Source organism: Staphylococcus sp. MB377 (genome assembly GCF_001922505.1).
Classification (GTDB): Bacteria; Bacillota; Bacilli; order Staphylococcales; family Staphylococcaceae; genus Staphylococcus; species Staphylococcus haemolyticus.
The window spans coordinates 26,514-49,628 of record NZ_MAON01000044.1 but is presented as its reverse complement, the minus strand read 5'-3'; the positions used below and the strand labels follow the sequence as shown (position 1 = coordinate 49,628).

The window sequence follows — 23,115 nt, the reverse complement described above, 5'->3', positions numbered from 1 at the left end:
GGGACAAAATGGAGTTCTTTTCACTAGTCATTGTAGTTCTAGCAGCATTTTTTACACCAATTATTATAAATAGACTGAACATCAATTTTTTACCAGTGGTTGTAGCCGAAATCATCATGGGTATTATTATTGGACAGTCTTTCTTAAATCTAGTACATAAAGATAGTATGCTTAATATATTATCAACGTTGGGCTTTATCTTTTTAATGTTTTTAAGTGGTTTAGAGATTGACTTTAGCACTTTTAAAAAAGATAAGAGAAATCGACAAGGTACGAACAAACATGAAAAAGATGTACCAAGCCATCTTAATTTAGCGCTAACCGTATTCGCATTTATTATGATTATATCAGTAATATTAGCTTACGCGTTCAAATGGTTAGGACTCGTAGATGATGTGTTATTAATGATAATTATCATATCAACGATATCACTAGGTGTCGTAGTGCCTACTTTAAAAGAAATGAATATAATGCGTACAACTATCGGTCAATTTATATTATTAGTAGCCGTATTGGCTGACCTAGTAACGATGGTACTGTTAACTATTTACGGTGGTATCAATGGTAGTGGTAATGGTTCAGTTTGGCTTTCAGCAATTTTACTTGTATTTACTGCTATTTTCTATATACTAGGCGTTGTATTTAAGCGTATGAAATTTTTACATCGCTTAATTGGTGGTACTACACAAATAGGTATAAGAGCAATCTTTGCATTAATTATTCTATTAGTTGCACTTGCAGAGGGTGTAGGTGCTGAATATATACTAGGCGCATTCTTAGCTGGTGTGGTTGTATCCTTACTGAAACCAGATGAAGAATTAGTGCATACACTCGATTCATTTGGATACGGGTTCTTTATACCAATCTTCTTTATTATGGTTGGTGTTGATTTAAATATTCCGTCATTAATTAAAGAACCATCATTATTATTAATTATTCCAGTGCTCATTCTAGCTTTTATTATTTCAAAATTAATTCCAGTTTTCTTTATTAGACGTTGGTTTGATAATAAGACAACGATAGCATCAGCATTTTTACTTACTTCAACATTATCATTAGTTATAGCATCTGCTAAAATTGCAGAGCAATTAAATACAATATCATCTGAAATGTCAGGCATTTTGATTTTAAGTGCAATCATCACGTGTTTGTTTGTACCGATTATTTTCAAGAAAGTGTTTCCAATTCCAGATGAGGCTAATCGTAAAATTGATATTGCATTAATTGGCAAGAATCAATTGACGATTCCAATTGTGCAAAACTTGTCACCACACTTATATAATGTGACATTATATTATCGCAAAGATTTAGGAGATAAGCGTAATTTATCTGACCATATAACTGTTGTAGAAATAGCGAATTATGAAGAACAACTCCTAGAAAGATTAGGGCTATTCAATCAAGACATCGTAGTTTGTTCTGCTAATGATGATAGTCTTAACCGTGATGTGGCAAAATTAGCCAAAGCACATGATGTTAAACGCGTAATTTGTCGACTTGAAAATAGTAACGAAGATGAAGAAATGAAAGGTGAAGGTATTGAAGTATTCAGTAATTTCATTAGTAATAAAATCTTCCTACAAGGCTTAATTGAAACACCAAATATGTTAAACATTTTAAGCAATGTTGAAACATCATTGTATGAAATTGAAATGTTAAATCATCAATATGAAAATATTCAACTACGTAATTTCCCATTTGGTGGAGATATTATCTTCGTTCGAATTATTCGTAATAATGAATCAATCGTGCCTCATGGTGATACACAACTTAGATACAAAGATAGACTTATCGTAACGGGTTCAAAAGAATACGTAGATGAATTAAAATCAGATCTAGAATTTTATTATTGATTTAGAAAAATCAATAACAGGCGTCAGGGGTGGGACAGAATTCTTTTTAAATTCATGGTCCCACCCCAACTTGTTTATCTTGTAAAATTTCTTTATAAAAATCTTTCTTGCTAGGGCACCGCTCGAGAGGATGACTATAACTGAGAATACGCAATTTTTTGGCTCTCTCAGTTCAGTCAGCTTCTGCGAATTTGAAAAATAGCATCATTATATTATTTATGGACCAAGCTCTCATGTATGACCAGGTAATAATATTGCTTTATCATTATGAAGCAAAAATGGTAAAATGATAACGTTAGATTAGTCTACATTGTTTGTACAGTGAGATTAAGATATAAAAAACGATGATTAAGGAGTTATTTCGAATGATTAATCTTGAAAATAAAACCTTCGTAATTATGGGTATTGCTAATAAACGTAGTATCGGATTTGGTGTTGCAAAGGTATTAGATCAATTAGGGGCTAAACTTGTTTTCACATATCGTAAAGACCGTAGCCGCAAAGAATTAGAAAAATTATTAGAACAATTAAACCAAGAAGATCCAAAATTATATCAAATCGATGTTCAAAAAGATGAAGATGTAGTAAATGGTTTCGCTAAAATTGGCGAAGAAGTAGGCAATATTGATGGCGTTTATCACTCTATCGCATTTGCAAATATTGAAGACTTACGTGGACGTTTCTCTGAAACATCACGTGAAGGTTTCTTACTTGCGCAAGATATCAGTTCATATTCATTAACAATTGTTGCGCACGAAGCGAAGAAAATAATGCCAAACGGTGGTAGTATTGTTGCAACAACATACCTTGGTGGTGAATTTGCCGTTCAAAACTATAATGTAATGGGTGTAGCTAAAGCAAGTTTAGAAGCTAATGTTAAATATTTAGCTTATGATTTAGGCCCAGACAACATTCGAGTAAATGCTATTTCTGCTGGTCCAATTCGTACATTAAGTGCTAAAGGTGTTGGTGGTTTCAACACAATCCTTAAAGAAATTGAAGAACGTGCACCATTAAGACGAAACGTGGATCAAGAAGAAGTAGGTAAAACAGCTGCTTACTTATTGAGTGATTTCTCAAGTGGCGTAACTGGTGAGAATATCCATGTAGATAGTGGTTTCCACGCAATAAAATAATAAATTAATTCAATTACTTGGTGTGTATAGCACCAAGTTTTTTTGTTTACAAAAAGAAGTGAACTTGAATGCATTGTAAATTCAAGTTCACTCCTGAAACGTTTTTTAAATTTATATTAATTTAGTCTTTAACGTCGCTATTAACTTTATCAATAATGCGTTGACGATATTTAAAGACATTGCTCGCAATAGTCTTAAGTACTGCATAGAGTGGTACGGCAATTAAAATAAGTGTGAAACCACCTAAATCTCCTGCGGCTAAAATAACAACAATTATTGTAAGTGGGTGAATACTTAAAGATTTACTCATAACATTTGGTGTAATCACATTACCCTCAAGTTGTTGAGCGATTAATGTAACAACACAAACCCAAATAAATGTAGTAGGACTATCTATGATACCGAGCACAGCTGCAGGTGCAAATGATAACCATGGTCCTAAGAAAGGTATTAGGTTAGCTACACCAGCAAATAGTACTAATAAAGGTGTATATGGTAAACCAATAATGGTATAACCAATATATAAAATGACACCTAAAATAACACTTACAGTCACTTGTCCTTGAATGTATGATTTTAATGTGAAGTTTAAATCTTTCATTAAGTCGACTACAAATACTTTACGTTCTCCCTTGAAAAATTTAGCAAGAGCAGGAATAAATTTTTCATGATCTTTTAACATGTAAATTAAGAAGAACGGTACCATGATAAGTAAGAAGACAGTTGAAATAAATGACGTTAAGTATGTAAATGAATTAGCCAAAATTCCAGTCATACTATCACCAATTGATTTTACAGCAGAATTAATTCTATCTGTTACATCGCTTGGAAGTTTATCCATTTGCGTAAGTGAGAAGTTAACAATTTGTTCAGCTTCTTTTTGCAGTGATGGTGTTGCTTTGATTAAACTATTCACGTTAGAGATAATAATTGGTGCTATAAATGCGACTACGATAGCAATAATAGCAATTAAACCAATAAAAATTGTAGTGATACTTGCCCAACGCGGGAAACCCCACTTTTCAAGAATACTTTGGAAAGGTAAGCAGATATAGAATAAAAATCCGCTAATCATAAATGGAAGAAATACAGAACCGATAATGGTTACAATAGGTGCAAAAACACTTTGTACTTCCATAAACAATTTAATTAGCACGAACAAGATAACTAGGGCAATTCCTGTTCGGAACCAAACTTTGTTAAGCATAAGCTTACGTCCTCCTATTTTCATTTGATCATTATTTAATTAGTATATATCAATTAAGACGCGTTAAAAAGGGAAATTTTGACTTCTAGAGAGATACACTGAGATTAATGAAGTTCATATTTAATATTGTAATTAATAAATATAGAGCTACATTTTGAAAAAAGTGTTATAACTATGTATAAATTACCAAATTTCGTGAGTATGAAACATTAGATTTTTATCAGAGATTTAAAAGTCATCATTATCTTGATACAATAAGTATATTCTATTTAGGGGGCGTCAATATTATGTCGAATTTCAAATCAGGCAAAATTAATAAATATATATTACATAGTAATATCTTAGAAAGAGATGTTACATTATCAGTATATTTGCCTGAAGATTACTCTGAATTATTTAAGTATCAAGTCATTATATGTTTTGACGGGCTAGATTTTTTAAGATTTGGAAGACTTCAACGTGAATATGAACGGTTGAGAAGAGAAGATGAAATTCAACGAGCCATTATAGTTGGATTTCATTATGAAGATGTTGATAAACGTAGAGAAGAATTTCATCCACAGGGTACTAGAAGTCATAAAACCGTACAAGCTATTGGTAAAGAATTGCTGCCATTTATTGATAAGACGTTTCCAACTTATAAAGTAGGTAATGCCAGAATTTTAATAGGAGATAGTCTTGCTGGTAGTATAGCACTTTTAACCGCATTGACTTACCCAACTATTTTCAGTCAAGTAGCAATGCTTAGCCCGCATTCAGATGAAATTGTAATAGATAAATTTAATAAGTGTATACAATATAGTGAATTGTCTATTTGGCACGCTATTGGTTTAGAAGAAGAAGATTTTGCTTTGCCAACAACTGGAGAACGTGCAAACTTTTTAACACCAAATAGAGATTTAGCAACAGTCATTAAAGACAAAGAGCTCACATATCATTATTTAGAATTTGAGGGTGGACATAACTGGAAATCTTGGAAACCGCTATTATCAGACATACTTAAATATTATTTAAGCGATGAAGTAATTACACAAGAGTCAAATGAAGTTTAATTACTTGTATTTTTAATAGTATCATCAATGCTAAGATTTAATTGAGATAATTAAATGTACAATACTACGAAATAAAATGTTTAGATAATGTAAACATTTTCAAAAAATTCTGCTAACTAATAACGTAATATATAGAATTTTGCTATAATAGTAATATGTTAAACAAAGGAGGAATTTCAATGAATATAGGATTAGCATTAATTCCGTCAAAATCATTTCAAGATGAAGTGAATGGTTATCGTAAACGTTATGATACTGAGTATGCACGTATCATGCCTCATATTACGATCAAATCACACTTTGAAATCAATGATGATGAATTAGATTCAGTAAAAGAAGAAGTTAAAAAAAGATTAGAAGGTTTTGGACCTGTAGATGTTCATGCTACAAAAGCTTCAAGCTTTAAACCAACTAACAATGTAATTTATTTTAAAGTTGCTAAAACTGATGAATTAGAACAACTTTTCAATTTATTTAATACTGAAGATTTTCATGGTGAAGCTGAGCATCCATTCGTGCCACACTTTACGATTGCTCAAGGTTTAACAAGCCAAGAATTCGAGGATATATTTGGTCAAGTAGAATTAGTAGGGGTAGACCTTAAAGAAAAAATTGAAGAACTATCATTATTACGCTATGACGAAGAAGAGGATAAATGGAAAGTGATTGATTCTTTCAAGTTAGCGTAAAATTAAATAATATGTAAAATAAAAATCTAGCTAATGTACAATGTATGATGTACATTAACTAGATTTTTAGTATTTTATCTACTTTTTATTAGAAACGATTTGCTTTGCCTCGATACTTTACAAAATAAACACCGTAGAATATCGCTAATACTAAAAAGATTGTTGCAGAAAAATAAAATGTATTATTTAAACCATTAGAAAACTGAGCGATTAAGCCTCCAAATAAAGGACCTATCATAGAACCAAATCCTTGAACACTATTAAATACGCCCCAAGTTTCTTCTTGTTCAGCGGGTTCAATTTGCCCTGCCATAAATGTATTCCATGCAGGCAATAATATCCCATACATTAAACCTATAAATATCGCTACAATCCAAACGATAAGGATATTTGTTACTAAAGATAAACCAAAGATAAACGCTGTGAATAGTATAAAGCCTGTAAAAATAACTGCATACATAAAGCCGTTACTATTTTTATCAATAATCTTAGATAAAAATAACATTGCAAAGGCACAACCGGCGCCACCTATAGCGATGGCAATGGTGTACTCAATAGTACTTACGCCTACTACCTTTGTAGCATATGTAGGTAGTATAGGTAGTAATGCTGAAATAGAAGCACCTTGTAATAAAATACCAGGGAATAACACTAAGTGACGTTTCATAACATTAACGATTTGTTCTAATTGTTCACTAACAGGTTTAGTATTGTAATTTGTTAATTTAATATCAACAAAATAATACAATACCCATGCAATGACTACAACAAGTGACATCATAAATGCAAATCGAGTAGGATGTAATTTAACTAGAACATTCATAAATGCCCATCCTACGAGTAATCCTAATAACCAAGCAAAGTAAACATAGCCCATTTGTTTACCACGTTGTGCTTCCTCTACACTAGATAACATGATAACCCATATAGGACTAACAGCAATACCCAACATGATAGCACTCAAAATGATAACTATTGGATTAGTTGGGAACCAAATGACTAAGAATAAACTAATAAAAGCTAATAAAAAACCTAAGGTTAATACTAGCTTAGTACCAAATTTTTTCAAAAGAAATCCGATGACAAAATTCGTTGCCGCATCGGATATAAAGTGAATTGATAATGCCGCTGAAGTCACTGCAACAGCAATAGAGGTAACGGTTGGTAAATAATTAACGTAACTTAATACATACATTCCCCGTGCAAACTCCATTAAGAACAAAATAACGAGCATTATCTTGAAGTTCTTACTAATTCCTTTATTACTTAACGAAGAATCTGGCATATAAAGGAACCTTTCCATATATTTCTTGTTGTTGTGATGAACTGTCTAAGATATTTAATAAATCGGTACATAGTCTATAAGTTGAATGGTTAACCTTTTCTTCAGTCATTTTATTAGTCATAGCTTGTAAGCGGTACTCGTGATTTGTTAAATCAGAAACAATATCTATAGCTTCTTCAGGTGTATTCGCGATTTTGCCATATGATTTATCTTGGAAATATAATGCATTTTCAAGCTCTTGACCTGGAGCCGGATTCAAGAAGATCATTGGTAAACTACGTGTTAAACCTTCGGAAATCGTTATGCCACCTGGTTTTGTAATCATAAGTTGACTTGATGCCATCCATTCATTCATATGTTTTGTATATCCTAGAATAAGGACATTGTCATATGATTTAAATTGCATTTCTAAAGTACGTTTTAACCCTTTGCTACGACCACAAACCATTACGATTTGTGATTGTGGACTTTTCTGAAGGATGTTATCAATCATATAGTCAAATCCTTTTGATACACCAAATGCCCCGGCAGACATCAGAATAGTTGGTTTATCAGGATTTAAATTATGTTTCTTCAACCAAGCAACTTTATCGATGTCAGATTCAAATTTATCGGAAATAGGTATTCCAGTCACTTTTATATCAGAAGCAGGGATACCAACATTTACGAAATCACGTTTGGTATCGTCAGTAGCTACATAATATCTATGAGAGTTAGGCGTTATCCAGTTTTTTTGTAGACGGTAATCTGTCATAACAGTTGCGATTGGAATATTTATGTTAAATTGCTCTGTTAGCACTGACATTACTGGAGTAGGGAATGTCAATAAGATTAAGTCTGGTTTTTCTTTAAGTAGTAGATTGATTAATTTATTTAATCCATAATATTTATAAAAACATTTATCTAATTCATCAGGGCGACTATAATAAAAGTTTTTATACATATTTCTAAAATACTTAAAGCTATTGATATACCATTTTTTGCAAATAGAAGTTAAGATTGGGTGTGCTTCCATAAACAAATCATGCTCAATAACTGATAGATGAGACAAGTTCATTTCATTGAGTTGATTAACAACACTTTGTGTCACTTGTAAATGTCCATTTCCAAATGAGCCGGTAATAATCAATATCTTTTTATTTTGAGTAACCATTAATAGTCACCCTCCATTAATTTAAATTTAAAACACGCAATAACGCATTCTGATTTAACTATAGTAGCAATAAACATACTTGCATAGTTATCATAATATATATACCCTTTTTTGAAAGTATAAAATTCATTTATAGTGCATTATAGCATATTAAGGAATTTAACATCATCTTTATATAACTATCCTAGCATTAATAGATTTAAAAGTATTGAATTAAAGTGATATATATAGGAAATTTTAAAATAATTAACTATTAATTAATAATTCCTTCAATTATATTAATGAAATCTTTAGTTTGAGGTGTAAAACATATCAAGTTCGTATTAAATCTAATCAATATTTTAATGATTATAAATTTATCAACAACTTCAAAACGTGTATAATAAAATTATTGTAAAAAAAGGAGCGATACATTTTGAATGCGAATGAGTTGTTCGAAAAAATACGAGTTAAACAAGTAATAGGTACTTTAGATATAAATGTTACTGATATCACTACAGATTCACGTACCGCTAGTGAAGGGAGTATATTCGTCGCATCAAAAGGCTATACAGTTGATAGCCATAAATTTTGTCAAAATGTTGTTGATCAAGGTGCAAAAGTCATTGTGGTTAACCATCAACAAGACATTAACAGTGACGTGACGCAGGTTATCGTACCAGATACATTAAGAGTTGCTAGCCTGTTAGCACATACTTTATATGATTATCCTAGCCATCAATTAACTACAATAGGTGTAACAGGCACTAATGGCAAAACTTCAATTGCTACTATGATTCATCTTATTTATAGAGGTTTAGGTAAAGGAAGCGCATATTTAGGAACAAATGGTTTCCAAATAAATGAACATAAAACTAAAGGTGCCAATACAACACCAGAAACAGTGTCTTTAACTAAAAAGATTAAGCAAGCGGTTGATGAAAATGCGGAAGCTATGACTATGGAAGTATCTAGTCACGGTTTATCACTAGGGCGATTAAGAGGTGTAGAATTTGATGTTGCGATATTCTCAAATTTAACTCAAGACCATTTAGATTTTCATGGCACAATGGAAGCCTATGGACATGCTAAATCATTGTTATTTAGTCAACTGGGAGAAGACTTATCGAAAGAGAAATATGCAGTTTTAAATAATGATGATGATTTCTCCAAATATTTAGCATCAGTTACACCATATGAAATATTTACATATGGAATAGACCATGACGCTCAATTTATGGCTAAAAATATTCAAGAATCTTTACAAGGTGTTCAATTTGATTTCGATACGCCTATAGGTACATACAGTGTTAAAACACCATATGTAGGTAAATTTAATATTTCAAATATTATGGCTGCCATGATTGCCGTCTGGAGTAAAGGAATATCTATGGAAGATATCGTCAGAGTAGTTGAGAATTTAGAGCCAGTTGAAGGGCGTTTGGAAGTTCTAGATCCTTCGCTACCAATTGATTTAATTATTGACTATGCGCATACTGCTGACGGAATGAATAAACTTATAGATGCAGTAAAACCCTTCGTGAAACAAAAATTAATCTTTTTAATTGGAATGGCTGGAGAACGTGACTTAACTAAAACACCTGAAATGGGCGCAGTAGCTTGTAGAGCAGATTACGTAATATTTACGCCAGATAATCCTGCTAATGATAATCCAAAAATGTTGACTGCTGAACTAGCAAAAGGCGCAACTCATGATCGTTATGTTGAATTTGATGACAGAGCTGAAGGGATCAAACATGCCATTGATATAGCTGTACCGGGCGATACAGTTGTATTAGCTTCTAAAGGAAGAGAACCATATCAAATCATGCCTGGACATATTAAAGTGCCACATAGAGATGATTTAATTGGACTTGAAGCGGCATACAAAAAATTTGGCGGTGGCCCAAGTGAAAATTAAACAATTATCTATAAATGACGAAATTGTTAATGTTTACTTTTATATAATTGAAGATAAAAATCAAATCATGTTGGCTATTCCAGATATATTTTGGTCAATAGAACTTGATTTGGATATGGACAGTAATGAGGTTAAGGAAGAATTGGTAATGCAATTATTTGCTTTTATCGAGGAAAATGAAGCAAACAAAATTGCTTCGAATTTAACAAACTGGATTGTGAATGATTTTAAAGGAGATTAATAGATGAGTTTAAAAGAAGAAGTTGAATCAAGAAAAACGTTTGCCATAATATCTCACCCGGATGCTGGTAAAACGACACTGACTGAGAAGTTATTATATTTTAGTGGTGCAATTAGAGAAGCGGGTACAGTTAAAGGTAAAAAAACAGGTAAATTTGCAACTAGTGACTGGATGAAAGTGGAGCAAGAACGTGGTATTTCAGTAACGAGTTCAGTGATGCAATTTGACTATGATGATTACAAAATTAATATATTAGATACACCAGGACACGAAGATTTCTCAGAAGATACTTATCGTACTTTAATGGCAGTAGATAGTGCAGTGATGGTTATTGACTGTGCTAAAGGTATTGAACCTCAAACTTTAAAGCTATTTAAAGTTTGTAAAATGAGAGGAATTCCAATTTTTACATTCATTAATAAATTGGACCGCGTAGGTAAAGAGCCATTTGAATTATTAGATGAGATTGAAGAAACATTAAACATTGATACTTACCCTATGAACTGGCCAATTGGTATGGGTCAAAATTTCTTTGGTATTATCGATCGTGAGTCTAAATCTATAGAGCCATTTAGAGATGAAGAAAATGTTTTACATTTAGATGATGATTATGAACTACAAGAAGAGCATGCTATTCGTAATGACAGTGCATTTGCTCAAGCTATCGAAGAATTTATGCTTGTAGAAGAAGCAGGTGAAGAATTTGATAATGATGCGCTATTAAATGGTGAATTAACACCCGTATTCTTTGGTTCTGCATTAGCTAACTTCGGTGTTCAAAACTTCTTGAATGCATATGTTGATCATGCACCGATGCCTAATGCACGTCAGACAAATGAAGAAGTTGAAGTAAGCCCATTTGATGATGAATTTTCTGGATTTATTTTCAAAATTCAAGCTAATATGGACCCTAAACATCGTGATAGAATTGCATTTATGCGTGTTGTTAGCGGTGCATTCGAACGTGGTATGGATGTAACATTACAACGTACGAGCAAAAAACAAAAAATTACGCGTTCAACATCATTTATGGCTGACGATAAAGAAACTGTTAACCATGCAGTAGCTGGAGACATCATTGGTTTATATGATACAGGTAATTATCAAATTGGAGATACTTTAGTTGGTGGCAAGCAAAAATATAGTTTCCAAGATTTACCTCAATTCACACCGGAAATATTTATGAAAGTTTCAGCTAAAAACGTAATGAAGCAAAAACATTTCCATAAAGGAATTGAACAGCTTGTTCAAGAGGGAGCAATCCAATATTATAAAACGCTTCACACTAATCAAATTATTTTAGGTGCCGTTGGTCAATTACAATTTGAAGTGTTTGAACATCGAATAAAAAACGAATATAACGTTGATGTTGTTATGGAACCTGTTGGTAGAAAAATTGCGCGTTGGATTGAAAACGAAGATGATATTCAAGATAAAATGAACACGTCTCGTTCAATATTAGTGAAAGATAGATATGATAATTTCGTCTTTTTATTCGAAAATGAATTTGCAACACGCTGGTTCGAAGAAAAATTCTCAGAAATTAAATTGTATAGTCTTTTATAAGATTATGATTGAAAATAATGGGTATTTAAAAATATCTCTTTAAATAGACAATTTGTTAAACGTTAATTGTTTATTTATATTAAGTATAGTGTATAATACACTTAACAAATGAATACCTATGACAATCTGTCAGAGGGGAGTAACTTGAAGACCATTAACTACTTGATGGTTAGCGCTTTATCGTCATTACGAAGTATTATCTTCCGGTAAAGTGGGCATTTATTTGCTAAGTGAGACCTTTGCTATTATTTAGCATAGGTCTCTTTATTTGTATTAAAACAAAAAGGAGCTGTCCACTATGGATCCGAGTTTAATTTTACCTTACCTATGGGTAATTCTCGTTCTTGTATTTTTAGAAGGGCTATTAGCAGCTGATAATGCGGTTGTAATGGCTGTTATGGTAAAACATTTACCACCTGAACAACGTAAAAAAGCGTTATTTTATGGTTTGCTAGGTGCATTTGTATTCCGTTTTCTTGCCTTATTCTTAATTAGTATTATCGCAAATTTCTGGTTTATCCAAGCACTTGGTGCCGCGTATTTAATTTTTATGTCAATAAGAAATCTCTGGCAATTCTTCCACAAAAAACATGAAGATCAACCTGAGGGTGACGACCATCATTTTGACGAGTCTGGCGTAGAGAAAAAAGTCGGACCTATGCAATTTTGGGGCACTGTTTTAAAAGTTGAATTTGCAGATATAGCTTTTGCAATTGACTCAATGTTAGCAGCGATGGCAATTGCTGTAACATTACCTGAAGTTGGCATTCATTTTGGTGGCATGGACCTAGGTCAATTCTCAGTAATGTTTATTGGCGGAATGATCGGTGTTATTCTAATGCGTTTTGCCGCTACATGGTTTGTTGACTTACTAAATAAATATCCTGGATTAGAAGGAGCTGCCTTCGCAATTGTAGGTTGGGTAGGTATTAAATTAGTTGTTATAGTACTTGCTCATGAAGATATAGGTATTTTACCTGAAGATTTCCCTCATAGTACATTATGGCAAGCTATCTTCTGGACAGTTATGATTCTTTTAGTCGTAATCGGTTGGTTAACGTCAGTACGTAGCAACAAGAAGAAAGCCAATAAATAGTATTAAATAAGTGATTCGAGCCTTTTAGATTTGATGTGTATCATCAAGTTTAAAAGGCTTTATTATTATAAATTGTGCAATTTAGTGATTTGATAAGAAAAATTCAATTTTGAACCTTCAATTCATTGCTAATTGGCGATATTGATATTAAACTTTAGTTAATGAATAAATTAAATAATGCCACAACCACAAAACATAATTTAACGTTAGCATGATAGATTGTGAGTTAGTCGATAGGAGTGGACACCTTTGGATAATGATAAAAAACACGTAATACCACGTGAACAGTATCGTCGAAAACGACATGAGTATTTCCATAATGAAGAACGCGAAGAACGATTAGAACGTGAGAGAGAACAACGTGAGAGACTTGCCAAAAAAGAGCAAGAACAAGCAAAAGTTAATGAAGAACGTGTTAAAGATAACATGCGAAAAGCAAGAATTGAGAAATTAACACAAGAAGAAATTCACCAGCAACAACATCTAGCTAAATTACGATCTGATAATGAATCTGATCAAGAATTAAATGATACTAACACGCATCATTTAACACTACCTGAAGAGCAACAACTAAAAAATGAACATAAAGAAAATAATGATAAGGTAACTAAACCTACTGACGAAGTGGAAAAACAAGAGAAAGAAGACAATAATTTTACTCCTTCCAAACATGCTGAAATAGAACCCAAATATAGTAGAGTTGAAAAGAATAAAGGAAAACAACAAGTTAATATTAATATAAGTGAAGTTAATCATCTTGATAAAAGTGAACAAACTAAAAAACAAAAAGAGACTAAATCATCATCGAAAGACGTTTTAGAAATAAATGAAAGTCGAAAAATTGAACAAAAGGAACAAAAAGCAAGTTCTAATGAAAATTCTAACCAGGAATTAAATTCACATACTAAAGATAAAAGCAATGAAGTTGAAGATAATCAAGACATAAAGAGTGCATCTAGTCAAAATTTAGCTCATTCTAATAAGTCAGAAGAAAATGAACACTCAGAAGATAAGCCTAAGAGCAATGATACGATGGACAAAGTAAAAGACTTTTTAAAATTGCATTGGCTTAAAATAGTCATAGTAGTTGCAATCATATTAATTGTTATACTAATTAGTGCAATTATCTCAACGATTAATCAAAATAGTAGTATTGAACAAAGTAGTAACAATGATACGAAATACACAACAACAATGAAGAATGCAGAAACAGCTGTTAAATCAGTGGTAACAATTGAGAATGACACACCTAAGAACATAACAACACAAACAATTGATAAAACAAATACAAACTCAAATAATGAAGTTGGTTCAGGTGTCGTCTACAAAGCTGTAGACGATACTTTTTTTATTTTAACCAATACACATATAGTTGGAAGTAATAAAAGAGTAAACATTACATATGATGATGATAAAACAGCTACTGCTACAGTTGTTGGGAGAGATATGTGGTCAGATATTGCAGTGCTTAAAGCAACGATAAAAAATAAAAACGTGCAGCCAATTAAAATAGGTCATTCAAAACATTTAAAGCTAGGTGAATCCATCCTAGTTGTTGGTAATCCACTTGGAAATGATTTTAAAAATACAGTGACGAAAGGTATTATTTCCGGATTAAATAGGGCAGTACCTGTCGACTTCGATAAAGATAATAAGAATGATGAATTGGTTAATACATTTCAAATTGATGCTTCAGTTAACCCAGGTAATTCAGGAGGTGCTGTCGTCAATAGAGTTGGAGAATTAGTAGGCTTAGTATCGTTAAAAATAAATATGCCTAATATTGAAGGCATGGGCTTTGCAATTCCAATTGATGATGCACGAGAAATTGCTGAGGAATTAGAGAAAAATGGTGAAATTCAATATCCTAATACTGGTATTGGAATTAAAAATGTTTCAGATTTATTACCTTATGAAAGAAATTTATTAAAAGTGCCCGAAGATGTTCAAAACGGAATCGTAGTAGAAATGTTAAAAGAAAATGGTTTAGGTAAAAAATCAGGTTTAAAAATTGGTGATGTAGTTGTAGAATTAGATAGTAAATCAATTCAAAATAATTTACAGTATAGACAAATAATTTTTAATCATAGACAAGACTTAAAAACATTGTCGGCTGAAATTTATAGAGAAGGAAAATCTCAAGATATAAAAATAAAATTGAAATAATGTTGAGGTGACAAATGAGTGTCTATTTTCAGTAAGTTATTTAAAAAATCTAGCCCTCAACAGGGGATAGTTTTATATTATTTGATAGCCATAGTTGTCGCTTTTTTATTATTAAACCTCCCATTTGTGCATAAACATGGTGTTGATGTTAGCCCAATCGATACGCTATTCGTTGCTGTATCAGGGATTAGTGTTACTGGACTATCTCCCGTTAACATAGTAGATACATATTCAACATTTGGCCAAATTATTATATTAATCATACTTAATATAGGCGGTATTGGCGTCATGGCGATTGGTACAGTACTATGGGTTGTGTTAGGGAAACATATAGGTATCCGCGAACGCCAATTAATTATGTTAGATAATAATAAAGATACAATGAGTGGAACCGTTAAGCTGATATTAGAAATCATCAAAACGATATTAACAATAGAACTTATAGGTGCATTGTTATTAGCTTTTTATTTCTATAGAGATAATCCAGATTTAAAAAATGCACTCATGCAAGGTTTATTTGTGTCTGTCTCTGCTACAACTAACGGTGGACTAGATATCACAGGGCAATCATTAATACCTTACGCTAAGGATTATTTTGTTCAAACGATTGTCATGTTTCTAATCGTATTAGGATCAATAGGATTTCCTGTATTACTTGAAATCAGAGCATATGTAAGGAATAGAGTCAGTCATTTTAGATTTTCACTATTTACCAAAATAACTACATGCACATATCTATTTTTATTTGTTTTTGGTGTTTTAGCCATATTAGCATTAGAACATCACCATGCTTTTAAAGGATTAAGTTGGCATCAATCCTTATTTTATTCATTATTTCAATCTGCAACAACACGTAGTGCTGGATTACAAACCATTGATGTAACAAACTTTAGTGATGCAACGAATGTAATTATGAGTATCCTCATGTTTATTGGTTCATCTCCAAGTTCAGTTGGTGGTGGTATACGTACAACTACATTTGCGATACTAATTCTCTTTGTAATTAATTTTAATAATAATGCTGAAAAAACAGCTATAAAAGTATTCAATAGAGAAATACATGTAGTTGATATTCAACGTTCATTCGCCGTATTTACTATGGCGTCAATTCTAACTTTCGTAAGTATGATTGTTATTCTCGCTACTGAAAAAACAAATTTAACATTTCTACAAGTATTCTTTGAAGTCATGTCAGCCTTTGGAACATGTGGTCTATCTTTAGGTGTTACAGACGATATTAGTGGACTTACTAAAGTAATACTAATGATATTAATGTTTATAGGTCGTGTTGGTTTAATTTCATTTATTATTATGATAGCTGGACGTAAAGAACCGGATAAATACCATTATCCTAAAGAACGTGTTCAAATTGGTTAAATAGATTAGCATTCACAGAAATTATTAATTCTGAGAATGCTTTTTTGATTAGAAATAAATAGCAACTACAGATTAATAAATGTTAAACTAGCTTTAAATAAGGGGTGTGTAAATTGGAGAAAAATGAACATATAAATATAGATATCTTGGCAACATCCGATATGCATAGTCATTTTATGAATGGAGATTTTGGATCAAATATATATCGTGCTGGTACCTATGTTAAAAATATTAGAGAAAACAATGATAAAGTCATTTTATTAGATAGTGGGGGAAGTGTAGCTGGCTCATTGGCTGCGCATTATTATGCTATTGTCGCACCCTATAAACGTCATCCTATGATTAAATTAATGAATGCTATGCAGTATGATGCTAGTGGTATAAGTCCGGATGATTTTAAATTTGGATTATCATTTTTGACTAAAGCAGTATCACTATCAAGGTTTCAATGGTTATCTGCGAATATAGAATTTGCATTAACAAAGGAACCATACTTCTCAACACCTTATATAATTAAAGAATACGATAATGTTCGAATCGCAATTGTAGGTTTAACTGCAGATGGATTAATGAAAAACGAATTCGCTGAAATGGAGAAAGAGGTTAGTATTGAAAAAGCACTATTATCTGCTAAACGCTGGATTAGATATATACATGAAAGTGAACATCCTGACTTCTTAATTGTAATCTATCATGGAGGACTATATAAAATAAATCAAACGAATACAAGACATAGAAAAGGTTCTCATGAAGCGGAAAAAATAATGAAGGAAATAGGTGTGATCGATTTAATGATAACAGCGCACCAGCATCAAACGATTATAGGTAATGATTTTGAAACAGTGTATGTTCAAGCAGGACAAGATGCTCAAGAGTTAGTACACGTCAAAATTAAATTTAAAAAACGTACGAACTCGTTCGAAAAAGAAGATATTGAATCTACAGTAATTAATTTAAGTGAGTATCCAGAAGATCAGGAATTACTTGAGACAACGTATTATGATCGTAAAGCCTTAGAACATTGGTCAAAGGATATTGTTTCAGAGAATAAAGTCGATTTACAAGTTAATGGCTTGGAAGACTTACTAAGTAGTCCACACCCATTTATACAATTATTACATGATAGTCTACATTTAGCCTATGAGAATAATATTACTTGTATTAACGTGCCTAAAAATGGCGAAAAGGGATTAAAAGGTATAGTGACTAATGAGGGTGTCTATAATGCTTATCCACATCCTGATAAAGCAATAGATATAACACTTAGAGGCCATCAAATTAAAAAGATGCTTGAATATACTTATTCTTATATTCAATTTGAGCAAGATCAATTAAGTATGACTATTATTGATGAAACATTATGTACATTGTGGCAAGGATTTGATTATGAGGTAGATATGTTAGCGCCTCGTTTTGATAGAGTTAATATAAAAAATATTGAGTTAGATGAAAAGTATAGAGTTACAATGACAGATTATTGTTATAGAAATTATCGTCAATACTTGGAAGATGAATCAATACTTCATTCCACATATGATCGACCGATGAGTTCACTTATCGCTGAAAAGCTAAATCAACCTAATTATTATTTAAAGTTGGACTCTAATTTTTCAGTAACGTATTAAAAATAGTACTCATATAAGTAAACGTATTTAAATTGTAACTTACTTCAAAAAAACTTTTCTTAGTTAAAACTAAGAAAAGTTTTTTATCCATGAAATATTAATAATAGTATAATTGCCACAATTTGTCCTAAAGAGGTAGTTACGATGCGACGCGTATATTGATAACTCAATGATAATACTAATTGAGCTACAAAAATAAATGCTACTATCCACCATTTATCTAAATAAATAAATAAAGAACTAGAACATAATGCAGTAATCAAGATGATTAACCAAGTAGGCAATTTAAATTGAGTCAGTTCTTTTTGCAAAACAGTTCTCATGTATAACTCATGACAAGGAATTACAAAAATTAACGTCACTAACATTTGCCATTTGAAATAAACACCTGTTCTTGATAATTCTTTAATAAGTTCTGCATATGTTATTTGTGGTGAAAGTAATGAAAAAATTAATTGTATTATAACCAAGACGATACCTGTAGCGATACCAACTCCGATAGAAGTTAAAAGTCTTTTAGATTCTATGTCCCTTTGGTAAAATACATAACTAATGCCTGCAATTAACATAATACCAGTGTATAGATACCAGTATTCTTGATGCTCTCCCCACATAACAAATAAAATCAAATGGAATACAATGAAACTTGCTATAAACCAAATTAAAGCTTTTGATATATTTTTCATTTTAATGTATACCTTCTTATTCAACGATAGTATATCGTCTATGATTAATAACTGTTTTTTCTGGTAAGTCTAATTCATTGAAGTTATCCATAATTGTTAAGTCTACAATAACTGAATTGTCATTAATTTTCTCAACACGGCCTCTTAAACCGTCATAAAATTCTACGATATTTCCTACTTCTGCAACAGTCATACGGAGTCCTCCTAAATTCATAACTAGGCTATATTGTACTAAAAATTTGCATAATAATAAACAAATATATGCTAAAAATGGCAAATAATATTTTAATTATGAAAATAATGTCAAATTTGAGTAAATAATTGGCAAAATAACTAAATATAAGGCATAACTAAACTAAGGGCATATACGAGAGAGTCAAAGGAGAGATATAGATGAAATTTGTAAGCAATAATAATATTATTGATCCTACAATTAACCTTGCCATGGAAGAGTACGTGTTAAAACATTTACCTTCGGATGACAGTTACTTTCTATTTTATGTAAATGGACCGTCTATCATTGTCGGAAAAAATCAAAATACTATAGAAGAGGTTAATAAACAATATGTAGATGAAAATAACATACATGTTGTACGCCGTATTTCAGGTGGTGGCGCTGTATATCATGACCAAGGAAATCTAAATTTTAGTTTTATTACAGATGATGACGGTAATAGCTTCCATAATTTTAAAAAGTTTACAGAGCCAATTGTACAAGCACTTCAATCAATGGGTGTAGATGCTGAAATGACTGGTCGTAATGATATTCAAGTAGGGCAAGCTAAAATTTCAGGGAATGCCATGGTTAAAGTTAAAGATAGAATGTTTAGTCACGGTACATTAATGTTAAATAGTGACTTGGGAGAAGTACAAAATGCATTGAAAGTTAATCCTAAAAAAATTCAATCTAAAGGTGTTAAGTCAGTGCGTAAGCGTGTAGCAAATATCGATGAATTTTTAGAAGAATCGATTTCAATTGATGACTTTAAACAAATCATTCTAAAAACAATTTTTGGTGAACATGAAGTTGAAGAATATAAGTTAACAGACGAAGATTGGAAGAATATAGAAGCATTAAGTAATGAGAAATACCGTACCTGGGAATGGAACTACGGTCGAAATCCTAAGTATAATTTTGAACGCGATGAAAAATTTGAAAAAGGATTTGTACAAGTCAAATTTGATGTTAAAAAAGGCAAAATTGAACATGCTAGAATATTCGGAGATTTCTTTGGTGAAGGTGATGTAACAGAGTTGGAGAACGCACTTGTAGGTGTGTTGCATGATTACAATCACATTAAAGAAGCAATGGAAGAGTTTGATTTCTATCATTATTTCGGCGCTATTGAAAAAGAAGATATTTTAAAATTGATGTCTTATTAATATAACTAAGCGGCTATATAGGATTTAACCTATAGCCGCTATATTTTTATTTATTTAAATGATCTATAGCATATTGCGCTTCTTCTTGCGTGAACTTTTCACCGTAGCTAGAAGTGAGTTGATCATAAATTGCATCATTAGACATATCTTGTTGATTTGCATAATCCTTAGCTTTTTCTAAAGCATTTTTCTTATAATCAACTTTAAGATTATCAATTGCATATTGAGCAGCATCTTCTGGGAATTTTTCTCCTGCATCAGATGTTAATTGATCATAAATACCTTGTTTAGACATGTGCATAACATCAGAATATGTCTTAGCTTTATTAAGAGCCGATTTTTGTTCTCTAGTAGCATCAGAATCATTTGAACTTTGTTGCTCAGTATTATTAGAATTAAGACTATTATTAGAATTACTAAAAGAAGCAGTACAAGCTGATATTCCTATTATGATAAGGATTAATAAAACTAGGCAACCACCACAACCACCACATCCCCATAACCATCCTTTTTTCTTATTGGACTTATGCTGTTGGTAATCTTGAAATTGTTGCCATTGTCTTTGCGCTTCATTGCTCTCAAAATGTCGATCAGCCATTATTTAACATTCTCCTTTAAAATTTATATTTTATACAAATAAGTATATTATATAAATTAGACATATGGAACGAAATATTTTTAAATTTTAAAGTTTTAATATTTTAAATTAATGTAAGTTTTAACATTAAATTAATGCTAAAGAGTAAATTAATAATTTAATAGATAATTTATTTGAAAATGCAAAAGGAGTAAATTAGATTTTATGAGTGGAAAATAGAAATGTAAAAAACCCTCCAATAAATGGAGGGTTTAAAATGACGGAAACGGAGGGATTCGAACCCTCGCGCCGCTCTCGCGACCTACACCCTTAGCAGGGGCGCCTCTTCAGCCAACTTGAGTACGTTTCCATATGGCTCCGCAGGTAGGATTCGAACCTACGACCGATCGGTTAACAGCCGATAGCTCTACCACTGAGCTACTGCGGAATAATATGTATTTATATAATGTATCTCTATGAGCACAAATATTATTATATCAATAAACTTAAAATTTGCAAGGGATTATATTTAAAAAATATACGGAACATTTACACTATATTAATATAAAAGTCCCGTATGATTTAAAATTAAACGTAAAACTATTTATCTTGTAATAGTGAATAATGTGAAAGTGCTTCGAAAATATTTAAAGTCGTTTTTTCATAATCAATTGGCATTTCTGGATTGTTTGACTTCATACGAGATTGTTTATCGACCATGTAATAATAAAAAATGCAGTTAGAGTATTGGTGCCAAATACTGTGGTAGGAAACATTAAGTGTTAATGTTTGATGATTTGCAAAAATAATTTTACATTTTCGATTTTTAAGAGGCTTAATTTCATGTACATAATGCATATTAATCCACATGTTTTCTTCTAAACGGTCTGAATGCGTAGGGAAAAAATAAGTGGGGAAGAGAGGAGTCAATAAAATAGGTGGTTTACTAGTAATGCCGGCAATTCGTTGTGTTTCGGATTTCTTACTAATATAGCTATTACCATAAAATTTACATGAGCGTTCGACGATTTTTTGAGTTTTGAATGGGCTTGAAACTATTGTAGAATCATATTTCCATATTTCAGATCCTTTTGTTTGCTCATAATCATCAATGACGGGTTTGATTATCATATCTCCTTTTCGAATAATATATACAGTATTTTGGCTTTGAGAAATATTTGTCATCTCTTAACCTCCTTAAATTTATATCATTATTAAGCGCTAAAAACTCAACGATTAATAATATAAATTTATTATATAAAATTTTTATATGTTGTCAAGGTAATCATTACATATAAAATTACACTTATTTTTGCGAAAAGTCAGAATATTCTATTGATTTAAAAAATATAAGCTTGTATACTATCCTTATACAAAAAAAGAAAGGCAGTGATTACAATGAATCACAAAACGAATGTCAAAAATACGACACTAGAAGATTTTGTAACGACAGTTAATGATTTAGGCGTTGAGCTAGTCATTGAAGAGGCGCTTCGTCAAGGACGAAAGAAACAGTTAATGAAATTGATTGATGATGCGTTGATTAATAAGAACCAGGAAGATTTTATTAACTTTACTAATGAATATAAAAATCTGGAGGCATTTCTCAATGAGTAAATTAGGATCCTGTAACTCATTATAAAAGGTCTATTCACTACTTAAATCAAAGTTAGCGAATAGACCTTTTTATATTTTATTTTTGACCACCGTTTGATTTTCCCTCAATTTTATTACGAATCCATTTTACTAAATATCCTGTTATAACAATTCTAAGTACGCGTTTGATAATATTCATACTAGCTTACTCCTTTTTTTATGTTTATTTGAGTTTACCCGTTCTACACATTATTAAAGATAATTTCTAAAATTACTGATTAAATTTTTGGATGGCGGTTATTTGGTATAAATATATAGCCATTTTCATCAGCTTTAGTTGTAAAGATTATGATAATACCATGGATAATTGAAATAATGGTTGGAATAGTAGTCCAAAAGAACACTAAATGAAGCACGCCTTGCCACACTTTGTCTGCGTAAAATTTATGAATGCCGACACCACCCAAAAATAAAGAACATAATACATATAATGTTTTATTAACTCTCATAACTATGTTACCTCCTTA

Annotated in this window: 22 protein-coding genes and 2 tRNA genes; 13 read left to right on the top strand and 11 right to left on the bottom strand. The window is 31.5% G+C overall.

Going from position 1 to position 23,115, the window contains the following annotated elements:
* Positions 1-8 precede the first annotated feature (8 nt).
* Together BB045_RS08800 and fabI are read left to right on the top strand one after the other, a co-directional pair.
* Positions 9-1,853, top strand: a complete 1,845-nt coding sequence (locus BB045_RS08800) for a monovalent cation:proton antiporter family protein (protein ID WP_070581475.1) — start codon at positions 9-11, stop codon at positions 1,851-1,853.
* A 365-nt stretch (positions 1,854-2,218) separates the two neighbouring features.
* A complete protein-coding gene (gene fabI, locus BB045_RS08795) occupies positions 2,219-2,989 on the top strand; it encodes an enoyl-ACP reductase FabI (protein ID WP_037535483.1) in 771 nt (256 codons plus the stop codon).
* A gap of 121 nt (positions 2,990-3,110) precedes the next feature.
* Here fabI and cozEa read toward each other — a convergent pair whose 3' ends face one another.
* Positions 3,111-4,196, bottom strand: a complete 1,086-nt coding sequence (cozEa, locus tag BB045_RS08790) for a lipoteichoic acid biosynthesis protein CozEa (protein WP_075140687.1) — start codon at positions 4,194-4,196, stop codon at positions 3,111-3,113.
* Between the two features lie 287 nt (positions 4,197-4,483).
* Here cozEa and BB045_RS08785 point away from each other — a divergent pair, with 287 nt between their 5' ends.
* Together BB045_RS08785 and BB045_RS08780 are read left to right on the top strand one after the other, a co-directional pair.
* A complete protein-coding gene (locus BB045_RS08785; RefSeq protein WP_070581474.1) occupies positions 4,484-5,248 on the top strand; it encodes an esterase family protein in 765 nt (254 codons plus the stop codon).
* 179 nt (positions 5,249-5,427) lie between these two features.
* Positions 5,428-5,937 carry a YjcG family protein gene (locus BB045_RS08780; protein ID WP_070581473.1) on the top strand — a complete coding sequence of 170 codons (510 nt, stop codon included), beginning with the start codon at positions 5,428-5,430 and terminating at the stop codon, positions 5,935-5,937.
* An 88-nt stretch (positions 5,938-6,025) separates the two neighbouring features.
* Here BB045_RS08780 and ltaA read toward each other — a convergent pair whose 3' ends face one another.
* Together ltaA and BB045_RS08770 are read right to left on the bottom strand one after the other, a co-directional pair.
* Positions 6,026-7,222, bottom strand: a complete 1,197-nt coding sequence (gene ltaA, locus BB045_RS08775; RefSeq protein ID WP_070581550.1) for a lipoteichoic acid biosynthesis MFS flippase LtaA — start codon at positions 7,220-7,222, stop codon at positions 6,026-6,028.
* On the bottom strand, positions 7,200-8,375 hold the full coding sequence (locus tag BB045_RS08770; protein ID WP_037557760.1) for a diglucosyl diacylglycerol synthase: 1,176 nt from the start codon (positions 8,373-8,375) through the stop codon (positions 7,200-7,202). The genes ltaA and BB045_RS08770 overlap by 23 nt, the downstream gene beginning before the upstream one ends.
* Before the next feature lie 415 nt (positions 8,376-8,790).
* Here BB045_RS08770 and BB045_RS08765 point away from each other — a divergent pair, with 415 nt between their 5' ends.
* The 7 genes from BB045_RS08765 (at position 8,791) to BB045_RS08735 (ending at position 18,346) form a co-directional block, all read left to right on the top strand.
* The gene (locus BB045_RS08765; RefSeq protein WP_070581472.1) at positions 8,791-10,275 is read left to right on the top strand and encodes a UDP-N-acetylmuramoyl-L-alanyl-D-glutamate--L-lysine ligase; all 1,485 of its coding nucleotides are present in this window, start codon (positions 8,791-8,793) and stop codon (positions 10,273-10,275) included.
* Positions 10,265-10,516 carry a YueH family protein gene (locus tag BB045_RS08760; RefSeq protein ID WP_070581471.1) on the top strand — a complete coding sequence of 84 codons (252 nt, stop codon included), beginning with the start codon at positions 10,265-10,267 and terminating at the stop codon, positions 10,514-10,516. Before BB045_RS08765 ends, BB045_RS08760 begins: the two co-directional genes overlap by 11 nt.
* Before the next feature lie 3 nt (positions 10,517-10,519).
* The gene (locus tag BB045_RS08755) at positions 10,520-12,082 is read left to right on the top strand and encodes a peptide chain release factor 3 (protein ID WP_070581470.1); all 1,563 of its coding nucleotides are present in this window, start codon (positions 10,520-10,522) and stop codon (positions 12,080-12,082) included.
* 298 nt (positions 12,083-12,380) lie between these two features.
* Entirely contained in the window at positions 12,381-13,178 is a 798-nt protein-coding gene (locus tag BB045_RS08750) for a TerC family protein (protein WP_070581469.1), read from the top strand.
* A 249-nt stretch (positions 13,179-13,427) separates the two neighbouring features.
* The gene (locus tag BB045_RS08745) at positions 13,428-15,344 is read left to right on the top strand and encodes a S1C family serine protease (protein ID WP_075140686.1); all 1,917 of its coding nucleotides are present in this window, start codon (positions 13,428-13,430) and stop codon (positions 15,342-15,344) included.
* Positions 15,345-15,362: 18 nt separating this feature from the next.
* On the top strand, positions 15,363-16,721 hold the full coding sequence (locus tag BB045_RS08740; protein ID WP_070581467.1) for a TrkH family potassium uptake protein: 1,359 nt from the start codon (positions 15,363-15,365) through the stop codon (positions 16,719-16,721).
* A gap of 113 nt (positions 16,722-16,834) precedes the next feature.
* The gene (locus BB045_RS08735) at positions 16,835-18,346 is read left to right on the top strand and encodes a bifunctional metallophosphatase/5'-nucleotidase (RefSeq protein WP_070441306.1); all 1,512 of its coding nucleotides are present in this window, start codon (positions 16,835-16,837) and stop codon (positions 18,344-18,346) included.
* An 83-nt stretch (positions 18,347-18,429) separates the two neighbouring features.
* Here BB045_RS08735 and BB045_RS08730 read toward each other — a convergent pair whose 3' ends face one another.
* On the bottom strand, positions 18,430-19,032 hold the full coding sequence (locus BB045_RS08730) for a CPBP family glutamic-type intramembrane protease (protein WP_011276203.1): 603 nt from the start codon (positions 19,030-19,032) through the stop codon (positions 18,430-18,432).
* A 16-nt stretch (positions 19,033-19,048) separates the two neighbouring features.
* The gene (locus BB045_RS08725; protein WP_070441302.1) at positions 19,049-19,225 is read right to left on the bottom strand and encodes a YkvS family protein; all 177 of its coding nucleotides are present in this window, start codon (positions 19,223-19,225) and stop codon (positions 19,049-19,051) included.
* A 200-nt stretch (positions 19,226-19,425) separates the two neighbouring features.
* Here BB045_RS08725 and lplA point away from each other — a divergent pair, with 200 nt between their 5' ends.
* Positions 19,426-20,415, top strand: a complete 990-nt coding sequence (lplA, locus tag BB045_RS08720; protein WP_070441299.1) for a lipoate--protein ligase — start codon at positions 19,426-19,428, stop codon at positions 20,413-20,415.
* A 46-nt stretch (positions 20,416-20,461) separates the two neighbouring features.
* Here lplA and BB045_RS08715 read toward each other — a convergent pair whose 3' ends face one another.
* The 4 genes from BB045_RS08715 to BB045_RS08700 form a co-directional block, all read right to left on the bottom strand.
* A complete protein-coding gene (locus BB045_RS08715) occupies positions 20,462-21,013 on the bottom strand; it encodes an Ltp family lipoprotein (RefSeq protein WP_070441296.1) in 552 nt (183 codons plus the stop codon).
* A 260-nt stretch (positions 21,014-21,273) separates the two neighbouring features.
* A tRNA-Ser gene (locus BB045_RS08710) sits at positions 21,274-21,362 on the bottom strand.
* A gap of 3 nt (positions 21,363-21,365) precedes the next feature.
* Positions 21,366-21,440, bottom strand: a tRNA-Asn gene (locus BB045_RS08705).
* A gap of 152 nt (positions 21,441-21,592) precedes the next feature.
* Complete coding sequence (locus tag BB045_RS08700) at positions 21,593-22,177, bottom strand: competence protein ComK (RefSeq protein WP_011276196.1); 585 nt, start codon at positions 22,175-22,177, stop codon at positions 21,593-21,595.
* A 213-nt stretch (positions 22,178-22,390) separates the two neighbouring features.
* On the opposite strand from BB045_RS08700, the gene BB045_RS08695 reads away from it, so the two are divergent.
* Positions 22,391-22,609: an IDEAL domain-containing protein gene (locus tag BB045_RS08695; protein ID WP_070441293.1), complete on the top strand. Its 219-nt coding sequence runs from the start codon at positions 22,391-22,393 to the stop codon at positions 22,607-22,609.
* Positions 22,610-22,685: 76 nt separating this feature from the next.
* Here BB045_RS08695 and BB045_RS12445 read toward each other — a convergent pair whose 3' ends face one another.
* Together BB045_RS12445 and BB045_RS08690 are read right to left on the bottom strand one after the other, a co-directional pair.
* Positions 22,686-22,787 carry an SAR1012 family small protein gene (locus BB045_RS12445; protein ID WP_011276194.1) on the bottom strand — a complete coding sequence of 34 codons (102 nt, stop codon included), beginning with the start codon at positions 22,785-22,787 and terminating at the stop codon, positions 22,686-22,688.
* Positions 22,788-22,866: 79 nt separating this feature from the next.
* Complete coding sequence (locus BB045_RS08690; RefSeq protein WP_070441290.1) at positions 22,867-23,097, bottom strand: NINE protein; 231 nt, start codon at positions 23,095-23,097, stop codon at positions 22,867-22,869.
* Between the last annotated feature and the right edge of the window lie 18 nt (positions 23,098-23,115).

What these genes read in the sequence shown, in the direction of transcription:
- BB045_RS08800 (WP_070581475.1), top strand. Translation starts at nt 9, where the DNA reads ATGGAGTTCTTTTCACTAGTCATTGTAGTTCTAGCAGCATTTTTTACA.
- fabI (WP_037535483.1), top strand. Translation starts at nt 2,219, where the DNA reads ATGATTAATCTTGAAAATAAAACCTTCGTAATTATGGGTATTGCTAAT.
- cozEa (WP_075140687.1), bottom strand. Translation starts at nt 4,196, where the DNA reads ATGCTTAACAAAGTTTGGTTCCGAACAGGAATTGCCCTAGTTATCTTG.
- BB045_RS08785 (WP_070581474.1), top strand. Translation starts at nt 4,484, where the DNA reads ATGTCGAATTTCAAATCAGGCAAAATTAATAAATATATATTACATAGT.
- BB045_RS08780 (WP_070581473.1), top strand. Translation starts at nt 5,428, where the DNA reads ATGAATATAGGATTAGCATTAATTCCGTCAAAATCATTTCAAGATGAA.
- ltaA (WP_070581550.1), bottom strand. Translation starts at nt 7,222, where the DNA reads ATGCCAGATTCTTCGTTAAGTAATAAAGGAATTAGTAAGAACTTCAAG.
- BB045_RS08770 (WP_037557760.1), bottom strand. Translation starts at nt 8,375, where the DNA reads ATGGTTACTCAAAATAAAAAGATATTGATTATTACCGGCTCATTTGGA.
- BB045_RS08755 (WP_070581470.1), top strand. Translation starts at nt 10,520, where the DNA reads ATGAGTTTAAAAGAAGAAGTTGAATCAAGAAAAACGTTTGCCATAATA.
- BB045_RS08750 (WP_070581469.1), top strand. Translation starts at nt 12,381, where the DNA reads ATGGATCCGAGTTTAATTTTACCTTACCTATGGGTAATTCTCGTTCTT.
- BB045_RS08730 (WP_011276203.1), bottom strand. Translation starts at nt 19,032, where the DNA reads ATGAAAAATATATCAAAAGCTTTAATTTGGTTTATAGCAAGTTTCATT.
- BB045_RS08725 (WP_070441302.1), bottom strand. Translation starts at nt 19,225, where the DNA reads ATGACTGTTGCAGAAGTAGGAAATATCGTAGAATTTTATGACGGTTTA.
- lplA (WP_070441299.1), top strand. Translation starts at nt 19,426, where the DNA reads ATGAAATTTGTAAGCAATAATAATATTATTGATCCTACAATTAACCTT.
- BB045_RS08715 (WP_070441296.1), bottom strand. Translation starts at nt 21,013, where the DNA reads ATGGCTGATCGACATTTTGAGAGCAATGAAGCGCAAAGACAATGGCAA.
- BB045_RS08700 (WP_011276196.1), bottom strand. Translation starts at nt 22,177, where the DNA reads ATGACAAATATTTCTCAAAGCCAAAATACTGTATATATTATTCGAAAA.
- BB045_RS08695 (WP_070441293.1), top strand. Translation starts at nt 22,391, where the DNA reads ATGAATCACAAAACGAATGTCAAAAATACGACACTAGAAGATTTTGTA.
- BB045_RS12445 (WP_011276194.1), bottom strand. Translation starts at nt 22,787, where the DNA reads ATGAATATTATCAAACGCGTACTTAGAATTGTTATAACAGGATATTTA.
- BB045_RS08690 (WP_070441290.1), bottom strand. Translation starts at nt 23,097, where the DNA reads ATGAGAGTTAATAAAACATTATATGTATTATGTTCTTTATTTTTGGGT.